The organism is Citrobacter sp. 172116965 (assembly GCF_013458095.1).
GTDB classification, from domain to species: domain Bacteria; phylum Pseudomonadota; class Gammaproteobacteria; order Enterobacterales; family Enterobacteriaceae; genus Citrobacter; species Citrobacter braakii.
Genome location: NZ_CP046673.1, coordinates 4,711,369 through 4,730,362, shown reverse-complemented (window position 1 = coordinate 4,730,362; position 18,994 = coordinate 4,711,369). Strand labels below are relative to the sequence as shown.

The 18,994-nt window shown below is 56.5% G+C and carries 21 protein-coding genes; 4 read left to right on the top strand and 17 right to left on the bottom strand.

What is annotated here, in order from left to right; genetic code table 11:
• The first annotated feature begins 1 nt into the window (after nt 1).
• Together GPJ68_RS22950 and GPJ68_RS22945 are read left to right on the top strand one after the other, a co-directional pair.
• Complete coding sequence (locus GPJ68_RS22950) at nt 2-262, top strand: PAAR domain-containing protein (protein WP_016155465.1); 261 nt, start codon at nt 2-4, stop codon at nt 260-262.
• Nucleotides 259-1,665 (top strand): hypothetical protein, encoded by a 1,407-nt coding sequence (locus GPJ68_RS22945; RefSeq protein ID WP_149382595.1) that lies wholly within the window; start codon nt 259-261, stop codon nt 1,663-1,665. The genes GPJ68_RS22950 and GPJ68_RS22945 overlap by 4 nt, the downstream gene beginning before the upstream one ends.
• A 73-nt stretch (nt 1,666-1,738) precedes the next feature.
• On the opposite strand, the gene GPJ68_RS22940 is transcribed toward GPJ68_RS22945, so the two are convergent.
• From GPJ68_RS22940 to GPJ68_RS22930, 3 genes are read right to left on the bottom strand one after another with little or no spacing between them, the layout of a single operon-like run.
• On the bottom strand, nt 1,739-2,680 hold the full coding sequence (locus tag GPJ68_RS22940; protein WP_019077849.1) for an ABC transporter substrate-binding protein: 942 nt from the start codon (nt 2,678-2,680) through the stop codon (nt 1,739-1,741).
• 29 nt (nt 2,681-2,709) lie between these two features.
• Nucleotides 2,710-3,705 (bottom strand): hypothetical protein, encoded by a 996-nt coding sequence (locus GPJ68_RS22935; protein ID WP_016155386.1) that lies wholly within the window; start codon nt 3,703-3,705, stop codon nt 2,710-2,712.
• Nucleotides 3,698-5,221 carry a sugar ABC transporter ATP-binding protein gene (locus GPJ68_RS22930; RefSeq protein ID WP_016155468.1) on the bottom strand — a complete coding sequence of 508 codons (1,524 nt, stop codon included), beginning with the start codon at nt 5,219-5,221 and terminating at the stop codon, nt 3,698-3,700. Before GPJ68_RS22930 ends, GPJ68_RS22935 begins: the two co-directional genes overlap by 8 nt.
• Before the next feature lie 114 nt (nt 5,222-5,335).
• On the opposite strand from GPJ68_RS22930, the gene GPJ68_RS22925 reads away from it, so the two are divergent.
• Both GPJ68_RS22925 and yjdP read left to right on the top strand, forming a co-directional pair.
• A complete protein-coding gene (locus tag GPJ68_RS22925; RefSeq protein WP_104652214.1) occupies nt 5,336-7,600 on the top strand; it encodes a hybrid sensor histidine kinase/response regulator in 2,265 nt (754 codons plus the stop codon).
• Between the two features lie 69 nt (nt 7,601-7,669).
• Nucleotides 7,670-7,999, top strand: a complete 330-nt coding sequence (gene yjdP, locus GPJ68_RS22920; RefSeq protein ID WP_016155470.1) for a DDRRRQL repeat protein YjdP — start codon at nt 7,670-7,672, stop codon at nt 7,997-7,999.
• 69 nt (nt 8,000-8,068) lie between these two features.
• Here the strand turns inward: yjdP and phnP are convergent, their stop codons facing one another.
• The 14 genes from phnP to phnC form a co-directional block, all read right to left on the bottom strand.
• Nucleotides 8,069-8,827 carry a phosphonate metabolism protein PhnP gene (phnP, locus tag GPJ68_RS22915; RefSeq protein ID WP_075848884.1) on the bottom strand — a complete coding sequence of 253 codons (759 nt, stop codon included), beginning with the start codon at nt 8,825-8,827 and terminating at the stop codon, nt 8,069-8,071.
• Nucleotides 8,828-8,835: 8 nt separating this feature from the next.
• Nucleotides 8,836-9,270 (bottom strand): aminoalkylphosphonate N-acetyltransferase, encoded by a 435-nt coding sequence (gene phnO, locus GPJ68_RS22910; RefSeq protein ID WP_075848886.1) that lies wholly within the window; start codon nt 9,268-9,270, stop codon nt 8,836-8,838.
• Entirely contained in the window at nt 9,257-9,811 is a 555-nt protein-coding gene (phnN, locus tag GPJ68_RS22905) for a ribose 1,5-bisphosphokinase (protein ID WP_016155392.1), read from the bottom strand. The genes phnO and phnN overlap by 14 nt, the downstream gene beginning before the upstream one ends.
• A gap of 2 nt (nt 9,812-9,813) precedes the next feature.
• Nucleotides 9,814-10,950 (bottom strand): alpha-D-ribose 1-methylphosphonate 5-triphosphate diphosphatase, encoded by a 1,137-nt coding sequence (gene phnM, locus GPJ68_RS22900; RefSeq protein ID WP_104652213.1) that lies wholly within the window; start codon nt 10,948-10,950, stop codon nt 9,814-9,816.
• Nucleotides 10,947-11,633 (bottom strand): phosphonate C-P lyase system protein PhnL, encoded by a 687-nt coding sequence (gene phnL / locus GPJ68_RS22895; protein ID WP_047499592.1) that lies wholly within the window; start codon nt 11,631-11,633, stop codon nt 10,947-10,949. The genes phnM and phnL overlap by 4 nt, the downstream gene beginning before the upstream one ends.
• A gap of 116 nt (nt 11,634-11,749) precedes the next feature.
• Nucleotides 11,750-12,508, bottom strand: a complete 759-nt coding sequence (gene phnK, locus GPJ68_RS22890) for a phosphonate C-P lyase system protein PhnK (RefSeq protein ID WP_003844769.1) — start codon at nt 12,506-12,508, stop codon at nt 11,750-11,752.
• Nucleotides 12,505-13,296: an alpha-D-ribose 1-methylphosphonate 5-phosphate C-P-lyase PhnJ gene (phnJ, locus tag GPJ68_RS22885; RefSeq protein ID WP_230330250.1), complete on the bottom strand. Its 792-nt coding sequence runs from the start codon at nt 13,294-13,296 to the stop codon at nt 12,505-12,507. Before phnJ ends, phnK begins: the two co-directional genes overlap by 4 nt.
• Nucleotides 13,297-13,342: 46 nt before the next feature.
• The gene (locus GPJ68_RS22880; RefSeq protein ID WP_104652211.1) at nt 13,343-14,410 is read right to left on the bottom strand and encodes a carbon-phosphorus lyase complex subunit PhnI; all 1,068 of its coding nucleotides are present in this window, start codon (nt 14,408-14,410) and stop codon (nt 13,343-13,345) included.
• Nucleotides 14,410-14,994, bottom strand: coding sequence for a phosphonate C-P lyase system protein PhnH (gene phnH, locus GPJ68_RS22875; RefSeq protein WP_003031824.1), 585 nt, complete (start codon nt 14,992-14,994; stop codon nt 14,410-14,412). Before phnH ends, GPJ68_RS22880 begins: the two co-directional genes overlap by 1 nt.
• Nucleotides 14,991-15,443, bottom strand: a complete 453-nt coding sequence (gene phnG, locus GPJ68_RS22870; protein ID WP_047499589.1) for a phosphonate C-P lyase system protein PhnG — start codon at nt 15,441-15,443, stop codon at nt 14,991-14,993. The genes phnH and phnG overlap by 4 nt, the downstream gene beginning before the upstream one ends.
• Nucleotides 15,444-16,169 carry a phosphonate metabolism transcriptional regulator PhnF gene (phnF, locus tag GPJ68_RS22865; RefSeq protein WP_047499588.1) on the bottom strand — a complete coding sequence of 242 codons (726 nt, stop codon included), beginning with the start codon at nt 16,167-16,169 and terminating at the stop codon, nt 15,444-15,446.
• A gap of 20 nt (nt 16,170-16,189) precedes the next feature.
• The gene (gene phnE, locus GPJ68_RS22860; protein WP_016155398.1) at nt 16,190-16,969 is read right to left on the bottom strand and encodes a phosphonate ABC transporter, permease protein PhnE; all 780 of its coding nucleotides are present in this window, start codon (nt 16,967-16,969) and stop codon (nt 16,190-16,192) included.
• Between the two features lie 104 nt (nt 16,970-17,073).
• The gene (gene phnD, locus GPJ68_RS22855; protein ID WP_016155478.1) at nt 17,074-18,090 is read right to left on the bottom strand and encodes a phosphonate ABC transporter substrate-binding protein; all 1,017 of its coding nucleotides are present in this window, start codon (nt 18,088-18,090) and stop codon (nt 17,074-17,076) included.
• 80 nt (nt 18,091-18,170) lie between these two features.
• Nucleotides 18,171-18,959, bottom strand: a complete 789-nt coding sequence (gene phnC, locus GPJ68_RS22850) for a phosphonate ABC transporter ATP-binding protein (RefSeq protein ID WP_016155400.1) — start codon at nt 18,957-18,959, stop codon at nt 18,171-18,173.
• Nucleotides 18,960-18,994 lie beyond the last annotated feature (35 nt).

Sequence of the window (18,994 nt, the reverse complement as noted above, 5' to 3'; positions counted from 1 at the left end):
TATGAAAGGTGTAATCAGGCTAAATGACCCGCTGGAAAACGGTGGGTATGTGAACAAAGCTTCTGGTAGCAAGTTTATGGGAATTCCTGTCGCTTTAATGGGGGATACTGTTCTTTGTGTTGCGCATAAAGGGACCTTTCCCATACTTGATTTTGAACCAACCTGGACAATGGACGGTAGAGGCGTTGTTGTGGATGGGTGTAGGGCTGCATGCGGTTGTGCAATAAAAACCACACTGCCAATGGCGGGGACAAGCAAATGAGTAAATGGAAGATACCAAACAAGAATCCCTATCAAGACCCAGGGAAATTCCCGCTAAATATTATGCTGGTCATTAGTTGTGCTATATTCTTGTTATGTATGATGTACCATATATTAAACTGGCTTCAGGAAAAGAAAGTTGCTGATGATTTGACATGGAATGCAATAGTAATCCCTTCTCTAATAGTGTTAGTAATCTGGTGTGTGGTGATAATCATTCACGGTATAATATCTTTTCCTTTTTATTATGCGGGTTACCTTGAGCAGTATGGTATGTATAAGTGGAAAAACTGGGCAATACAGGCATTGCCTCTTTTAGACTATTCATCAATTCTCCCGGTGCCTGAACTGGCATTAAAAATTCAGAAACTAGAAGGGGAAGCGCCAGCAGGTTCTGCAACGCCGTTACGAATTGATATCGAAGTTGATTCAATGGATGATGCCAGAGTTGATAAAGTGCTAAGACGGTTGATCGAACCACTCAAGAATTCTCTTGTCAAAGAGTATCGTCCGTTTAATACCTGGTTGTATGTTAAGGGTGCGGATGACACTATCGGCAATAGTTTCAGGGCGGTACTCGCAAGTCTGGGCATCTCCAGCAATAAGGTCGGAGACGTTAATATTCTTCATGATTGTCCGGATTATTCTTTAATCAATGATTGGGTTGGCCTAAATATTTCTGAAAACAACCTGGTTATTACAGTTGAATTGCACAATAAAAATAATTCTGATTTTTTCGAAAGTGCTAATGCCTTTATTTTTACCAATGCAAAATTGCTTGAAGATAAAGACACACCTTTATATTTATTGCGTATGATGGACAGTACTCCATATTATCTTGATGAAATCGTAAGTGCATATTTATCTGCTCAACAAGTGGATGTGAGTAAAATTAAAAAGATGTGGTTCAACTCACTGGATAAACAGTCAAAATTCGTAATGTTTAGTGGGGTGGAAAACGCAAAAGTGAACATTTTGGCCGATAGTCGATATGAACTGGAAGCCGTTACTGGGCAAAGCACAGAGGTTCAGCGTTGGGTTGTATTGGCGTTGGCTGCGGATGCTGCAAAATATGGTCAAGGACATCAGTTATTCGCCAGTGCATCCGCAGGCACGATTCAAACCGGAATAATAGCTGCTAAATATCCAGGATGTTGGCCTGCACTTGGTAAGCTCGATTTCGGGAATTATTGGAAAATCATAATTGTTTGCGCAATTATTTTATGGGGTATAGGGTTTGTAAGTCTCGTGCCAACGGAAATGTTCAATAATCATCCCTGGTATACGTTTACTCCTTTAGTTATCGGCATTCTGGTTATTTATACGGCAATTATGATTTATTCTTTGATAGTGAGTCAAAATATAGAGCGGGAAATGGATATTTATTACTCTCAGTTTTTATGAGGTAAGCGCCCTGACGGGCGCTCATACTTCTTTTACTCTCTTTGCGGCAGGAGAGCATCAGTCGGTTAAGGGGTTATTTCACCGTCCAACCCTTATAGCTGCCGACGTTGTTTTTATCGATCATCGTCACCGGGATCAGTACGGGCTCTTTCGGGGCGGGTTTCCCCTGCAATATGTCATAGCCGATTTCGACCGCTTTGGCAGCCATCACCTGCGGATCTTGTGCAGGCGTCGCCACAAATAGTGAGTTTTCCCGCTTCAACGCTTCTTCAGCGTCTGGCGATCCGTCTACGCCGACAATAAAGAATTCGCTACGTTGTGCCTGTTTTGCCGCCAGATCGGCACCGATCGCCGTAGGATCGTTAATGGCGAATACGCCGTCGATCTTCGGATTCGCCGCCAGCAGCGCGGTCATGATCTCCAGTCCGCCTTCGCGACTGCCTTTGGCGTTTTGGTTATACGACAGCACCTTGATATCCGGGTGGCGTTTAAACTCGGTCTGGCAGCCTTCGACGCGGTTCTGGACGGCGGAAACCGGCGGCCCGTTGATAATGACGACGTTGCCTTTCCCTTTCAGACGGTCGGTAATGTATTTACAGGCCATTTCACCCGCCTGGGTGTTATCGGAGGTAATGGTCGCATCTGCGCCCTCCGCCGCTACGTCAACGGCAACCACCACAATCCCTGCGTCTTTCGCGCGTTTTACCGCTGGGCCGATGCCTTTGGAGTCGGCGGCGTTAAGGATAATCATGTCGACCTTAGCGGCAATAAAGTTGTCGATTTGCGACACCTGTTGTCCCAGATCGTAGCCGCTGGAAACCAGCGTCACTTTAACGCTATCACCCGCCAGTTTGCGTGCTTCCAGCTCCGCGCCTTTGGTGATCTGCACGAAGAACGGGTTGGCCAGATCGCCCACCGTAACGCCGATCGATTTCAGTTCTTTTGCCTGCACAAACGGAGCTGCAGCAAGCAGTGCGCCAGCACAGAGCGCGGTGACTAAGGGCTTCAATCTCATGCTGTATTCCTCGAAGTAAGATGTTGTTGTTATGCACTTTGATGGTGTCGGGTACGGTATTTGTCGATCAGTACCGCTATGATGATCACCGCCCCTTTGATCACCAGTTGCCAGAAATAGGAGACGCCCATCAGCGTCATGCCGTTATTGAGCGTGGCGATAATCAACGCCCCTACCAGCGTGCCGGTGATGGTACCGATCCCCCCAACAAAGCTGGTACCGCCGAGGATCACCGCCGCGATGGCGTCCAGCTCGTAACCCATGCCTAAGTTGCCGTTGGCGCTGTATAGCCGCGAGGCGCTCATCACCCCGCCAAGACCTGAGAGCACACCGCTCATGCCGTAGACGAACAGCAGCACCAGCCACACTTTGATACCGGTTAAACGAGCGGCCTGCATATTGCCGCCGACCGCATAAATATGAACGCCGAGTGTGGTGCGCCTAAGAATGAACCAGCACATCACCACCACCGCCAGTGCAATGACCACTAGCCACGGAACCGGACCAAGATAGTTGTTACCGATCCACTCAAAGCTGATATTGGAATTGATCACCGTCGTGCCGTCGGCCAGCAGATAGGCCGCGCCGCGCAGCGCCGTATACGTTCCAAGCGTGACGATAAACGGTGGTAGTCCGGCAAAAGCAACCAGCGCGCCGTTAAACAACCCCAGCACCAGACCGAGCATCAGCGCCGCCGGAATCGACAGCATGGCAAATTCAGGGATCAGCGAAACGACCATAGCCGCGACGGCAGTGGTGCCGAGAATCGAGCCAACCGAGAGGTCGATCCCGCCGGTCAAAATAATGAAGGTCATGCCTGCCGCCAGCACGATGTTGATCGACGCCTGGCGGGTTATATTCAACAGGTTGCTTTCGGTAAAAAAGTTTGGCGCGATAAAGCCAAACACCGCCACTATCAGGATGAGAATCGGCAAGATGCCGACCGTTTGCATCAGATCGCTCATCAGCAATTTTTTCGCGGAGGCGGATTTCGCCACCTGCTGGGGAGTGGTTGGATTATTCATGGGACACCGCCTGATGATGGGAGTCGTTCACGCCGGTTGCCAGCGTCATAATATTTTCCTGGGTAATACTTTGCCCGTTCAGCTCACCGGCAATGCTGCCTTCCCGCATGACGTACACGCGATCGCTCATACCGACGACTTCCGGCAATTCGCTGGAGATCATCAGGATCGCCACGCCTTTGCGCGCCATGTCGTTCATGATCCGGTAGATCTCGCTTTTGGCGCCAACGTCCACGCCGCGCGTGGGTTCATCGAGGATCAAAATGCGTGGGCCGATCGCGACCCAGCGTGAAATCAGCAGCTTTTGCTGATTACCGCCGGACAGCCCGCCCGCGCGTACCTGGGCGTGCGGAACGCGGATGTTGAGCAATTGGATGGCGTCATCGGAAATAGCCTGCGCCTTTTTGCGATCGAGCATGCCCCAGTTGGCGTCACGTTCCAGCGTCGCCATGGTGATGTTCTCTGCTGCCGCCAGCTCTAAAAACAATCCCTGCTCTTTGCGGTTTTCCGTCAGAAAGCCAATGCCGTGGTCAATCGCCTCGCGAGGGGAGTGGATCACCACCGGTTCACCGTCTACTTCAATCATGCCGCCGATGGCTTTACGCACGCCAAAAATCAGTTGAGCCAGTTCAGAACGCCCGGCGCCGACTAACCCGGCAAGGCCGACGATCTCCCCGGAGCGCACCAGCAAACTGCACGGCTGGACTTTATGGCCGTCGGTCAGGTGGTGGACGTTGAGGCGCGCTTTACCTAAGGGAATATCGCGCTCTTTGTTGAATAAATCGCTTAACGGTCGGCCCACCATCATGCGCACCAGCTCAGAGGCGTTGAGTTTGTCGCGGGTCAGGCTGCCTACATATTGCCCGTCGCGCAGGACGCTGACGCGGTCCGAGAGTTCATACACCTCCGCCATGCGGTGGCTAATGTAGATAATCGCCATCCCCTCATCGCGCAGGCGCATGATCAGTTCAAACAAGCGGTGGGTTTCACGTGAGGAGAGGGCGGCAGTGGGTTCATCCATCACCAGAATGCGGCTGTTACGGTGCAGGGCGCGGGCGATTTCCACCTGCTGCTGTTCGGCGATGGTCAACGTCATCACGCGATCGCTGGCCTTAAACTGGGCGCCGAGCCGGTCGATGACTTTCTGCGACTGCATCACCATCTCTTTACGCTGGACCAGACCGCCGCGCGACAGCTCGCTGCCTAGAAAGATATTTTCCGCCACCGTCAGGTTCGGCGCGAGCTGCATCTCCTGGTAAATCAGCGTGATGCCTGCGCTGAGCGCGTCTTTTGGTCCGCGAATGTGAAACGGCTGACCGTCGATCAGGATCTCACCGCTGGTGGCGGTATACGCGCCCGCGAGGATCTTCATCAGGGTGCTTTTCCCCGCGCCGTTCTCACCCATCAGGGCATGAATCTCACCCGGCCAGACCGTTAAATCGACCCCTTTCAGCGCGTAAAATTTACCAAACGCTTTGGCAATGTTGCGCATCTCCAGAACCGGTGTCCTGCTCATAGCGGATCTCCTGTGGGGTGGCCGATATCAGCAGTCCATCACAGGAATGTAAATGCAAAATGTCAGAAGCCGTTCATATTTGTCATATTGCGATTTTTCTTCACGGAGCGTGATATGCCGCAACCAGGACGTCACTTTTTCGCCAGTGCGCGCGGACGATTGCTGTTCTTCAATCTGCTGGTGGTGACGGTCACGCTGATGGTAAGCGGTGTGGCGGTGCTGGGGTTTCAGCATGCCAGTCAAATCCAGGAACAGGTGCAGCAGCAAACCGTTGACGACATGACCGGCAGCATGAACCTGGCCCGGGATACGGCGAACGTGGCGACGGCGGCGGTACGGCTGTCGCAGGTGGTCGGCGCGCTGGAATACAAAGGTGAAGCGGAGCGGCTGCAGGAGACGCAACGGGCGCTGAAGCATTCGCTGGAACAGTTGGCCACCGCGCCGTTGGCGCAGCAGGAGCCGGCGCTGGTCGAGCGTATTATTCAGCGCAGCCAGGAGCTACAAAGCAGCGTGGAAGGTATGCTGCAGCGCGGGCAACGGCGACATCTGGAACGTAACGCCTTGCTCAGTTCGCTGTATCAGAATCAAAGTTATTTACGTCATCTGCAAAAGCTGACCGGCGCGCAGGATTACGTGCTGCTGGGGCAGATAGACCGCTTAATTGTTGCCGCCATTGAAACACCCACGCCGCGTTCGGTGGTGAAACAACTGGACGGCGTGATGCCCGCGCTGCCTGTGCAAAATAGCAGTCCGCTGATTACCAACATCCTCACCGACTTCAACCAGGAGTTGCATAAGCTGGAGCCGCTCTCTTCTGCGCTTGAGCAGAGCGATTTGGCGATCAACTGGTATATGTTTCATATCAAAGCGCTGGTGGCGATCCTCAACAGCGATATCAACCGGTATGCTTCGCAGGTGGCGCTGATCTCCGAACAGCGGGTAGCGCAAAGCCATCAGGAACTGCAATCTGGCGCGTTGTTTATTTTGGTATTTGCGCTGTTGGCGGTGGTGATCACCGGTTTTGCCGGCTGGTATATCTACCGTAACCTCGGTTCTAACCTGACGGCCATTTCGCGGGCGATGACCCGGCTGGCGCACGGTGAATCGGACGTTAGCGTCCCGGCCTTGCAGCGGCGCGATGAGCTGGGCGAGCTGGCCCGCGCCTTTAGCGTCTTCGCCCGTAATACGGCATCGCTGGAGCACACCACCCGACTGCTAAAAGAAAAAACCAGCCAGATGGAAATCGACCGCACCGAGCGCCAGGGGCTGGAGGAAGCGCTGTTGCACAGTCAGAAACTGAAGGCGGTAGGGCAACTGACGGGCGGATTAGCGCATGATTTCAATAACCTGCTGGCAGTCATTATTGGCAGCCTGGATCTGGTGAACCCAGACTCTCCTGACGCGCCACGGGTCAATCGGGCGCTAAAAGCCGCCGAGCGCGGGGCGCTCCTTACCCAGCGGCTGCTGGCCTTTTCGCGCAAACAGTCGTTGCATCCCCATGCGGTGGAGCTGAAAACGCTGCTGGAAAATTTGGGCGAACTGATGCGCCACTCTCTTCCGGCTACGTTGACGCTGGAGATTGAAGCCCAGTCTCCCGCCTGGCCCGCGTGGATTGATGTCAGCCAACTGGAGAACGCCATTATCAATCTGGTGATGAATGCCCGTGACGCCATGGACGGGCAGGCGGGCACGATTAAAATCCGTACCTGGAATCAGCGGGTCACGCGCAGCGATGGGCGTAAGCAGGATATGGTGATGCTGGAAGTTGCCGACCAGGGAGGCGGGATGTCGCAGGAGGTGAAAGCTCAGGTCTTCGAGCCGTTTTTCACCACCAAACAGACCGGCAGCGGCAGCGGGCTGGGGCTGTCTATGGTCTACGGTTTTGTGCGCCAGTCCGGTGGCCGCGTGGAGATTGAAAGCGCTCCTGGGCAGGGAACGACGGTCAGATTGCAGCTTCCTCGCGCGGTTGTGCCGGTGCAGACACCGGTGGAGACAATCGCACAGCACACTCCGACTCGCGGTGAAAAACTGGTGCTGGTTCTCGAAGATGAAGCCGATGTGCGCCAGACGTTATGTGAGCAATTACACCTGCTGGGCTACCTGACGTTAGAGGCCGCCAACGGCGAACAGGCTATGCATATGCTGGCGGCTTCATCCGAGATTGATATTTTTATCAGCGACTTAATGCTGCCCGGCGGTTTAAGCGGTGTGGATGTGGTTAATCATGCGTTGGCACATTATCCACAACTGAACATCCTGCTGATTAGCGGCCAGGATTTACGTCCGGCGCATAACCCGGCGCTGCCGGATGTGGCGTTATTGCGTAAGCCCTTCACCCGGGGAGAACTGGCGCAGGCGCTGCGGCATTCGCGTAATTGAGATTCCTCCGCTACCCGCGCAAATACGCTTTGATTACCGTGGGGCGAGTTTCTTGATGAGGCTGGTTTTATGCAACGCTCCGCGACATTCTTACTTTTCACTCTGCTGATGATGACCACCGTATCGGCGCAGGCCGATATTATCGATGACGCCATCGGCAATATTCAGCAGGCGATTAACGATGCCTACAAACCGGACAGCGGGCGGGATTATGACGACTCTCGTGATGAAAGCTGGCAGCGACAGATGAGTGACGATCGTCGCAGGCAGTATGATAATCGCCGCCGCCAGTTTGAAGACCGCCGCCGCCAACTGGATGACCGCCAGCGCCAGCTCGATCAGGAACGGCGTCAGTTAGAAGACGAAGAGCGCAGAATGGAAGAAGATTATGATCGTTAGCGCAATTTTTCGCTGGCAAGGTTATAGGGAGCAGAGACCTGTTAACAAGTGTTTTAGTGCGATGTAAACCTACCTCAGCACAATCTCCATTCCGTCATACCCGGCTTCGAGCCCTGTCGGTAGCGGATTCTCCATCATCCACAAATCAAACTGATGACTGATATGCGTCAGGATCACCCGTGGGCAGCGGATAACCGCGTTCAAGGCGATAACGGTATTTACATCGCTGTGATTGCGCGGCGGCTCGGCGCGCGGGGCGTGGCTGCAGTCGATGATAATCACCTGAGGCTGGTTATTGTGGAGAAACTTCAGCGTCTTGTCGGGAAGTCCGGCGGTATCGGAGAGCCACGCCACGCGGCTGTGCGCGGTCTCCAGCAGATAGCCAAACGTCAGCTTTGAATGGTTGAGCGGGAGTGGCGTCACCTGCAACCCTTGCAGGTTAAACACCACGAATGGCGCGACGGTATGGCTAAAATCGAGGACGCCAGGGTGCTTAAACAGATCGTCGCATCCCTGTTCATCCGGCGGACCGTACACCGGGATAGTCGCCCCCACGCCCCAGCGCAGCGGAAACAGCCCCTGCACGTGATCCATATGGTAGTGGGTGAGCAGAAACTGCTGGAAGCTGCCTGCTGGCCAGTCGTCCATCAGATGCGGGATCCCCGCGTCCAGCAGCGTCACCGCATTGTTAAATTTGACCACCCCGCTACAAGGGCGTCGACGGTATTGCGCCTGTAAGCGTGCTCGTTGGCAGGCCGCACAGTCACAGCCAAATGCCGGCACCAGTTGCGCGCCGCCGGTTCCCGTCAGCGTAATGGTCAGACTCATGGCTCCCCCTACAACGGTTTGGTGAAGCGAAAATGGCTCATGGTATAGCCTTCGCGCTGGTAAAAGCGGTGCGCGTCAAGGCGTTGGGTACTTGTCGAAAGCTCGGTTATTTCTGCGCCCGCTTCGCGCGCGGTGGCTTCGGCCCAGGTCAGTAACTGACTACCCACTTTTAGTCCTCGTGCCTGTGGCATCACCACCAGTTCCTGGATCTCGCCAATCCAGTTGGCGTGGTGCAGATGAAACTGCAGGTGCAGACCGAGCAAGCCGACGACCTGTCCGTCGAGCAGCGCCAGTTGGTAGCGCATATTGGGATCTTGCAGATTTGCGGCGTAGCCGGCGCTAAAGGCCTGCAGGTCGAATTGGCCCTGTTTCAACTCACAGATAAGCGCGTAAACCGCATCGGTATCGTATAGCGTGGCGCGGCGTAATTCACAGACAGACATGTTTCTTCTCCTTGCGTCCCATCAGGGTGAGCAGTGTATCGACAGACTGTAGCAAACTTCCATCATTGTTCAGGACGTGGCAGTCATACGGCGTGTAGCGTGCCGCGCGTTCAAGGCGGGCAGCGATTTCCGTTTCGCTCTCCCGCCCACGTGCCTGCAGGCGCTGGCGTAAAATGGCCGGGGAAACCTGTAAGCAAATGGGAAGTAAAGAAGCGCCGTAACGGGCCTGCGCCTGGGGCAGATGCGCGCGCGAGCCGTTGACCACCACATCAAAACCGGCGTGCAGCCAGAGGTCAATCTCTACGCCGACGCCGTAATAGAAGCCGTTGGCGTGCCAGCTCAGCGCCAGCAGGTTCTGCCCGGCGCGGGTAAAAAACTCTGGTTCGCTGAGGGCAATATGGTTTTCATTCCCTGCGTTGGCGGCGCGGGTGATGTAACGGTGCGCCACCAGCAGTTGCGCAGGTTCCTGCTGGCGAAGTTCTGCCAGTAGACTGTCCTTACCGGAGCCGGACGGCCCCATCAGCCAGATCAGTTTCCCCATAGTCAGAATACCCTTTTGCCCTGACGCCAGACGTGGTCTATATGGATGTGATCGCCTTTGCGATGCGCCAGCACCAGATCCGCGCGTTTACCTTCGGCTACAACGCCACGATCGTCGAGATTTAATGCCCGCGCCGGATTGCGGGTCACCAGACGAATGGCCTGCGGCAGCGTAAAGCAGTTGGCGTCATCGTCCGCCACGCGGAATGCCGCATCGAGCAGGCTGGCGGGGTAGTAGTCGGAGGAGAGAATATCCAGCAGCCCCAGCTCAGCCAGCTTATGCGCCGCCACGTTGCCGGAGTGAGAACCGCCGCGCACGATGTTGGGCGCGCCCATCAGTACGTTCATACCATGCTGGCGCGAGGCCTCTGCGGCGGCAAAGGTAGTAGGAAATTCGGCGATCACGCTGCCAAGTTGATGCGATTCCAGCACATGATCGCAGGTGGCATCGTCATGGCTCGCCAGCGCTATCTGGCGCTCACGACACATCTGAGCAATCGCCGTGCGGTTGGGTTGCGACCAACGTGCAGCCAGAGCTAACTGTTCTTCTTCGTAGCGGGCCATTTGCTCGTCGGTAAGTGAATACTTGCCCTGATAGTACTCGCGGTACTTCTCGCGATTGGCGAACTGACGCTGGCCGGGGGAGTGGTCCATCAGCGATACCAGCGTCACCGGCTCACGACTGACCAGTTTTTCAAACAGCGGTAGGGTGGTGTGATGCGGCAGCTCGCAGCGCAAATGCAGGCGGTGCTCGGCGCGATTGACCCCGCGCTTTTGCGTCTCTTCCACCGCGTTGATCATCTTCTCCAGATTTTCCAGACGGTCGCCACCGTCGCGCACATCGCCAATCGCCACCGCGTCCAGCACGGTGGTAATGCCGCTGGCGACCATCAGCGCGTCGTGGCTGCTCATCGCCGAGTGGGCGGGCCAGTCTACCTTCGGGCGCGGGGTGAAAAACTTGTCGAGATTGTCGGTATGCAGCTCGATAAGCCCTGGCAGCAGCCAGCCGCCTTCTCCGTCCATCGCTTGGGCCAGTTGGCTCTGACTTTCGGCAAAGGCGCGGATCGTTCCGCCCTCAATTTCCAGCGATCCTTGCACCACTTCATCTTCCAGCACCAGCTTTACATTATTGATAATCATGCTGTTGTTCCCATCAGGTGCAGGCGATCCGCGACGCGGTCGCGCACGGTTTGATCGTGAAAAATGCCGACAATTGCCGCGCCGCGGGCTTTCGCTTCTTCAATCAATGCGACGACGGCGGCGCTGTTTTTGGCGTCCAGCGAGGCGGTGGGCTCATCGAGGAGTAGAATCGGGTAATCGACGATAAACCCTCGGGCGATATTGACGCGCTGCTGTTCGCCCCCGGAAAACGTCGACGGCGCCAGATGCCACAGCCGCTCCGGCACGTTCAGGCGGGTAAGCAGGTTAGCCGCTTTGGCTGCGCACTCCTCGCGCGACACGCCGAGATCCAGCAGCGGCTGCATCACCACATCCAGCGCAGAAATCCTTGGGATCACGCGCAGGAACTGGCTGACCCAGCCGATGGTTGAACGGCGAACTTCCAGCACTTTACGCGCCGGAGCCTGCACCAGATCGACCCATTCGCCGCTGTGGCGGATGTGGATGTGTCCTTCATCCGGCAGGTAGTTGGCGTACAGCGAACGCAGCAACGTGGATTTGCCGCTGCCAGAGTGACCGTGCAGCACCACGCATTCGCCGTTTTTAACTTCCAGCGTGGCGTCTTGCAGCACTGGCAGACGCACGCCGTTTTGCTGATGCAGTACAAAGGTTTTACTGACGTTTTCAACGCGGATCGCGTTCATTTTTAGCCTCTTTAAGCATTTTTGCGTTCGATTGCCTGATGGCGCTTCGCTTATCAGGCCTACAACCGATGCCGATCCGTAGGCCGGGTCGCGAAGCGCCACCCGGCAAGACAAAATCAGTTTTGCAAAACAGATGACACCAGCAACTGGGTATACGGATGATGCGGGTCGTCGAGTACGCGGTCGGTTAACCCACTTTCCACCACCTGACCCTGCTTCATCACCAGCAAACGGTCGGCCAGCAGGCGCGCTACGCCCAGATCGTGGGTGACAATAACCACTGCCAGATCCAGTTCCACCACAAGACCGCGCAGCAGGTCCAGCAGTTTGGCCTGTACGGAAACGTCCAGACCGCCGGTGGGCTCGTCCATAAACACCAGTTTGGGATGGGTGACGAGGTTGCGGGCGATCTGCAGTCGCTGCTGCATGCCGCCGGAAAAGGTGGTTGGCAGGTCGTCGATACGCGAGGCCGGGATCTCCACTTCCTCCAGCCAACGCTGCGCGGTGGCACGAATATCGCCGTAGTGGCGCGCCCCGGTGGCCATCAGGCGTTCGCCGATATTGCCGCCAGCGGAGACCTGACGGCGCAGGCCATCCAGCGGATGCTGATGCACCACGCCCCATTCGGTGCGCAGCAGACGGCGACGGTCGGCCTCGTTCATGCCGTACAGCGAACGGTTCTGATACAAAATCTCACCGCTCTGCGGCGTCAGCCGTGAAGAGATCGATTTCAGCAGCGTGGTTTTGCCGGAACCGGACTCGCCGACGATACCCAGCACTTCGCCAGGCCACAGGTCAAAAGAGACATCGCTGAAGCCCTTGCCCGGCGCGTATAGATGGGTCAGGTTGTTGACTGAAAGCAGCGGTTGCGTCATTTGCTGAGGGCCTCACTCTGTTGGCGGCAGTAGTCGGTGTCGGAGCAGCCAAACATGCGTTTGCCGGTGTCATCGAGCACCACTTCATCGAGATAGCTGTGGGTTGAGCCACAGATGGCGCAAGGCTCATCCCAGCTCTGCACGGTAAACGGGTGATCGTCGAAATCGAGGCTTTCCACGCGGGTGTAAGGTGGAACGGCATAGATGCGTTTTTCGCGGCCTGCGCCAAACAGTTGCAGGGCCGGCATCATGTCCATCTTCGGATTGTCGAATTTTGGAATTGGCGACGGGTCCATGACGTAGCGGTCGTTAACCTTCACCGGATAGGCGTAAGTGGTGGCGATATGGCCGAAGCGGGCGATATCTTCATACAGTTTCACCTGCATGATGCCGTACTCTTCCAGCGCGTGCATGGTGCGGGTTTCCGTTTCGCGCGGCTCGATAAAGCGCAACGGCTCGGGGATCGGGACCTGGAAGATAATGATCTGGTCTTCCACCAGCGGTGTTTCCGGGATGCGGTGGCGGGTCTGGATCAGCGTCGCGTCTTCCGTGCGCTCGGTGGTGTTCACCCCGGTCACGCGTTTAAAGAAGTTGCGAATCGACACGGCGTTAGTGGTGTCATCTGCGCCCTGGTCAATTACCTTCAGCACGTCCGGCTCGCCAATCACGCTGGCGGTGAGCTGAATACCGCCGGTTCCCCAACCGTAGGGCATCGGCATTTCACGTCCGCCAAACGGCACCTGGTAACCGGGGATCGCCACCGCTTTCAGAATCGCGCGGCGAATCATGCGTTTGGTCTGCTCATCAAGATACGCAAAGTTGTAGCCGGAGAGGTTAGTGGTCACGGGTGGCCTCCTGTTGCAGGCGTTTGAGCAGTTCCAGCTCGGCCTGGAAATCGACGTAATGGGGAAGTTTGAGGTGCGAAACAAAACCCGCCGCCTCGACGTTATCCGCATGCGCCAGCACGAACTCTTCGTCCTGCGCCGGTCCCGTGACCGATTCATCGTATTCGGCTGCCTGTAGGGCGCGGTCCACCAGCGCCATCGCCATCGCTTTACGTTCGCTCATGCCGAACACCAGCCCGTAGCCGCGGGTAAAACGGGGGGATTCGTTTTCTGGCGCGACAAAACCGTTGACCATTTCACATTCGGTCATCAGCAATTCACCGACGTTCACCGCAAATCCCAGCTCTTCCGGTACGGTTTCCAGTGCCACATAGCCGCTGCGGATTTCGGCGGCAAACGGGTGATTACGCCCGTAGCCGCGTTGGGTGGAGTAGGCCAGCGCCAGCAGATATCCCTCATCGCCGCGCATCAGCTGTTGCAGACGTGAGGCTCGTGAACAGGGGTAAACCGGTGGCGTACGGGTAATATCATCCGGCTGAGCGCCATTATCCTCTTCACGCTTTGCCAGTCCCTGGTTGGCCAGCAGGGAAAAGACGTGCGGAGAGGCGTCCTGCGCGTCGTCTGCGCTGCGCAGGGGTGGCGTTTCGCCATTGGCCAGCAGGGTAAAATCCAGCAGGCGATGGGTGTAGTCATAAGTGGGACCTAACAACTGCCCGCCGGGAATATCCTTGTAGACCGCAGAGATTCGGCGCTCAAGGCGCATTTCTGCACTGTTAACCGGCTCGCTGACCGCCACCTTTGCCAGCGTAGTGCGGTAGGCGCGGAGCAAAAAGATGGCTTCGACGTTATCGCCGCTGGCCTGCTTCAGCGCCAGCGCGGCCAGTTCGCGGTCGGCGATGCCGCCTTCGGTCATCACCCGGTCGACGGCCAGGTTCATCTGTTGTTCGATTTGCGCCACGCTCAGTTCAGCAATGGTCTCATTGCCCCGGCGTCGGTTTTCCTGCAGGGCGTGGGCGTTGGCTATCGCCTTTTCGCCCCCTTTGACGGCGACGTACATCAGCACACCTCCACATGGGTAGTTCGCGGAATAGCCAGCAAGCGTTCGCCGCAGGTGAGGATCAGGTCGACCCCCAGCGGGAACGGATGCGGGCGTTCGGTGAGTTCGTGAATCAGGCATTCCGGTAGCTGTGGCGCGATCATGCGCTCTTCAGCGATACCGGCGCCGGTCAGACGCAGCATGCGTCCACCGCTTAAGCCAGAGACCTGCACAATCAGCGTGGCGCTGGTTTCTGGCGCGACGGCGGAACCGGCGGAGAGGGCGTTAAGCTGTTCGCTACTGATGCGTTCGTCGGCGACGGCAAAGGCCGCCAACTGCGGCTGATCCACCAGCGGCGCGTTGGTGTGAAAACGCAGATTCTGCCGGGCGATATCGTTATCCATCGACGGCGCAAGCCAGACCGGCGTGTCGCCATCGACCAGGGTCAGTAGCACGCTGGTGGTTGCCAGGCCCAGTGGCTGCCAGCCGTGTTTCAGTTGATGCAGGGCGACGATCACGCCCGGCTCACTCATGGCCTTCAGCAGGCGACGAAAGCTCTGCTGAGCATCCTGAACGGGTAAATTAAAAGCGGTTTGTAAGGTCATGCGTTATCTCCGCGTACCAGCGTGAAGAAGTCGACCCGGCTGGCGTTGACTTCGGCACGGCGTGCGCTAATCAGCGCATCGCGTTCCGCTTCCAGCGGGGCAATTAAGGTTTCCATTAGGCTCTGGAAATGCGTTTGTTCCTGCAGCAGCGCGTCAATGACCGCGCACTGCTCGGCGTGTTGTTTGTTGCGGCCCAGCAGGTAGCTGTAGCCCAGCGTGCCGCTCTTCAGGCGTACCACTGCGCGGGTAAGCGTGGTATCACCGGCAAAGAAGCGGTTGCCGGTGCCGCCCATGCGAGCCTGGAGCTGCATCAGTCCGCATTCCGGTGCGCGGATAAGTTCATAGTCTGGCGTCAGTTTGAGCGCGTGGATGCGGGCGTTCAGGGCATCGGCATTGCTGTAAGCCAGCGCGCGCATCCAGCGCTGGCGGGTCGCGGTATCGAAATGCATTCAGTGCTCCATAGTGAATTCGATCATGTCGGCGCGGGTCAGGCTGACGGAGTATTCCGCCGCGTGTTCTTCGCCTTCACGGTGGTTCAGGGTGCGCACGCACAGCAGCGGCGCCATATTGGGGATTTCCAGCACTTTGCTCTCTTTAGCCTGTGCGCGGCGGGCGCTGATGCGCGTTTGTGTGCGCAGGAGCGTCAGACCGGACTGTTCGCGCAGGTAGTCGTGCAGTGAGCCGTTGTTAAAGCCCTGCAGCAGCGGCCATAGACTGAGGTCGGAAAAATAGTGGTCGATCTGGCACAGTGCGATACCGTTTACCCGGCGCAGGGTGCGCAGATGAATCACGTTATCGCCCTCGTTAATGCTGAGCGCATCGGCAATGTGGCTGGAGGCCGGGCGCAGCACCGCCAGCAGTTTTTCGCTGGTGGGATGGCTGCCCTGGTCCAGCAGGTTCTGGCTAAAGCGCGCCTGGGCATTAAGCGGGTAATCGAATGGGCGCATCAGCACCAGTACACCAACGCCCTGGCGACGCTGGACCCAACCACGCTCAACCAACTGGTCAATAGCGCGGCGCAGGGTGTGGCGGTTTACCTCGTAGCGCGCGGCAAGCTGATGCTCGGCGGGCAGATAGTCACCGCAGCGATAATGATGACGAAGCTCCTGCTCAAGTCTCGCGGCAATTTCCTGATAACGCGTTGGATAACTGGTCGGATGTGTAGACAAGTGCATAGCAATCAATGCCTCGCTAATCAGATAAAGTGCTTACGCAAACGCTGGGAAAGGAAATCCAGCAGGCTGACGGTGACGATGATTAACACCATCAGGGCGCAGGTTTGCTGGAACTGAAAGCCGCGAATCGCCTCCCATAAAGTCACGCCAATACCGCCCGCACCCACCATTCCGACCACCGTGGCCGAGCGGACGTTGGATTCAAAGCGATATAGCGAGTAGGAGATAAGCAGCGGCATGACCTGTGGCAGAACGCCGTACAGAATCTCTTCAATTTTGTTGGCCCCAGTGGCGCGAATGCCTTCTACTGGACCTGGCTCAATGGCTTCTACCGCTTCCGAAAGCAGCTTGGAGAGCACCCCGGTGGTGTGGATAAACAGTGCCATTACCCCGGCGAACGGACCTAAACCCACGGCGACCACGAACAGCATGGCGAAGACCATTTCATTGATGGCGCGGCAGGCGTCCATCAGGCGACGCATCGGCTGGTAAATCCACCACGGTACGAGGTTATCGGCGCACATCAGGCCAAAGGGAATCGACAGCACAACGGCGAGGGCGGTACCCCAGACGGCAATTTGCAGGGTGACGGCCATTTCACCGAGATAGTCCTGCCACTGACTGAAGTCTGGCGGAAAGAAGTCGGCGGCGAAGGTCGCCATATTGCCGGAATCCTGGATCAGCGTGAGCGGAGCCATTTCGGCACCTTTCCACGAGACCACCAGCACGGCGAGAAGAATGGCCCAGCTCAGCAGTGAGAACCAGCTACGTTTGGGCGGGGCGACGGTGATGGTTTGCATGTTTAGCTCCGTGCGTAGGTTATCGCCGGATGGCAGCGCTTGCGCCTTATCCGGCCTACAGAACATCGTCTGCCCGGTAAGCGAAACGCCACCGGGCATTAGGTTTACTGCACCGCTTTAGTCACGCTGGTCATGGCGCCCAGGGCGGCGGTCAAACGGTCAAGGTCGTCGAGCTGCGCTTTCAGCGCCGAGGTTTTGCTGCTTTTCTCTTCCTCGTTCAACCCTTTGTTGCCCTTCACGCCCTGCATCTCTTTAAACAGCGCCAGTTGGCGAATCGGTACCAGTTGTAGGTCGCTGGAGGCACGGAACGGTGCCCATCCCAGGCGTTCCAGGACGGTTTTCTGTTCCGGCGTTTTGCCGTAATTCATAAAGAAGTCGTACACCTTGTCCTTGGTGGTTTCGGAGAGGTTTTTGCGCCAGACGATCGGATCGCCCGGGATCAGCGGTGACTTCCAGATAACCTTCAGCTCTTTCAATTTTTCCGGCGCGGAGGTTTTCAGCTTGTCGAGGTTTTCGGTGTTGTTGGTGGCGACATCGACCTGTTTGTTGGCGACGGCCAGCGCGTTGGTTTCGTGTCCGGCGTTAACGGTGCGTTTGAAGTCGCTGGCGGAGATGTTGTTTTTGGCGAAGACGTAGTAACCGGGGACGAGGAAGCCTGACGTTGAGTTGGGATCGCCGTTGCCGAATGTCAGATCCTTACGTTTGGCGATCAGATCGTTCAGGTTGTTGATCGGACTGTCTTTGTTAACGATCAACACGCTCCAGTATCCCGGGGAGCCGTCGGCAGCGACGGTTTGGGCAAACACTTGTCCATTAGCGCGATCTACCGCTTCCATTGCCGAGAGGTTGCCGTACCAGGCGATATCAACTTTGTTAAAACGCATTCCCTGAATGATCCCGGCGTAGTCCGGGGCGAAGAAGGCGTTCACTTTCACGCCCAACGATTTTTCCATGTCCTTCAGGAATGGTTCCCACTGTGGCTTCAGGTTTTGCTGTGATTCGGTCGAAATAATGCCAAAGTTCAGCGCTTTTTCTTGCTCTTCGGCCTGCGCCGGGCTGAACAAGGTGCTGATGCTGAACATGCTGGTAAAGGCCAGCGCGGCAACGGTCTTATAGCTCATGTTGTTTCCTTAATTAGTCTTTGTTCCAGGCTATTTCACTTGCCAGCCTGGCTGCGCCAATAACGCCTGGTTTTTTAGAACTATGCAGCCTGCGCGTTCTGTTCGACGCGGTTCATGCTGCGGTAGAGATGGTCAAAACGATCGTTATCAAAATGCTGGCTGCTGCCATCAAAGAAGACGTTGCCCTGACGAAGCGCGACAATGCGTTCGCAGTAGCGCAGGGCGTAATCCACCTGATGCAGCGTGACGACCACGGTGATGCCGTCGGTCTGGTTAATGTCGCGTAGGGTGTCCATCACGATGCGTGCAGATTCCGGGTCCAGCGAGGCTATCGGCTCGTCGGCAAGGATCACTTTGGCTTGCTGCATCAGCGCGCGGGCAATCGCCACGCGCTGCTGTTGCCCGCCCGAAAGCGTGGAAACGCGCTGGTATGCAAAGTGCGCCATGCCAACGCGGGTCAGCGCCTGTAATGCACGCTGTTTCTGTTCCTGGCTAAACCAGCTAAAACAGGTGCGCCAAAACGGCGTGCTGCCGAGTGCGCCAATCAGGACGTTTTCCAGTACCGTCAGGCGGTTAACCAGATTGAACTGCTGGAAGATGTAGCCGGTGTGGGCGCGGCTTTTGCGGATATCGCGCGCCAGGCGGCCTTCATGTTGAACGGTGCGACCCAGCAGTTCGACGTGGCTACCCGGGGATTTATCACCGACGATCAAACCGCTTAAATGACGTAAAAGGGTGGATTTGCCAGAGCCAGATGGCCCAAGCAGAGCCACCATCTCACCGGAACAGATGTTCAGATCAACCGCATTGAGCGCCTGATGTTGATTGAAGGACTTGGAGAGTTTTTCGACGCGAATAATCGTTTGTATGATGCGGCCTCCCTTAAAAAGTGGCCCCATCGTGG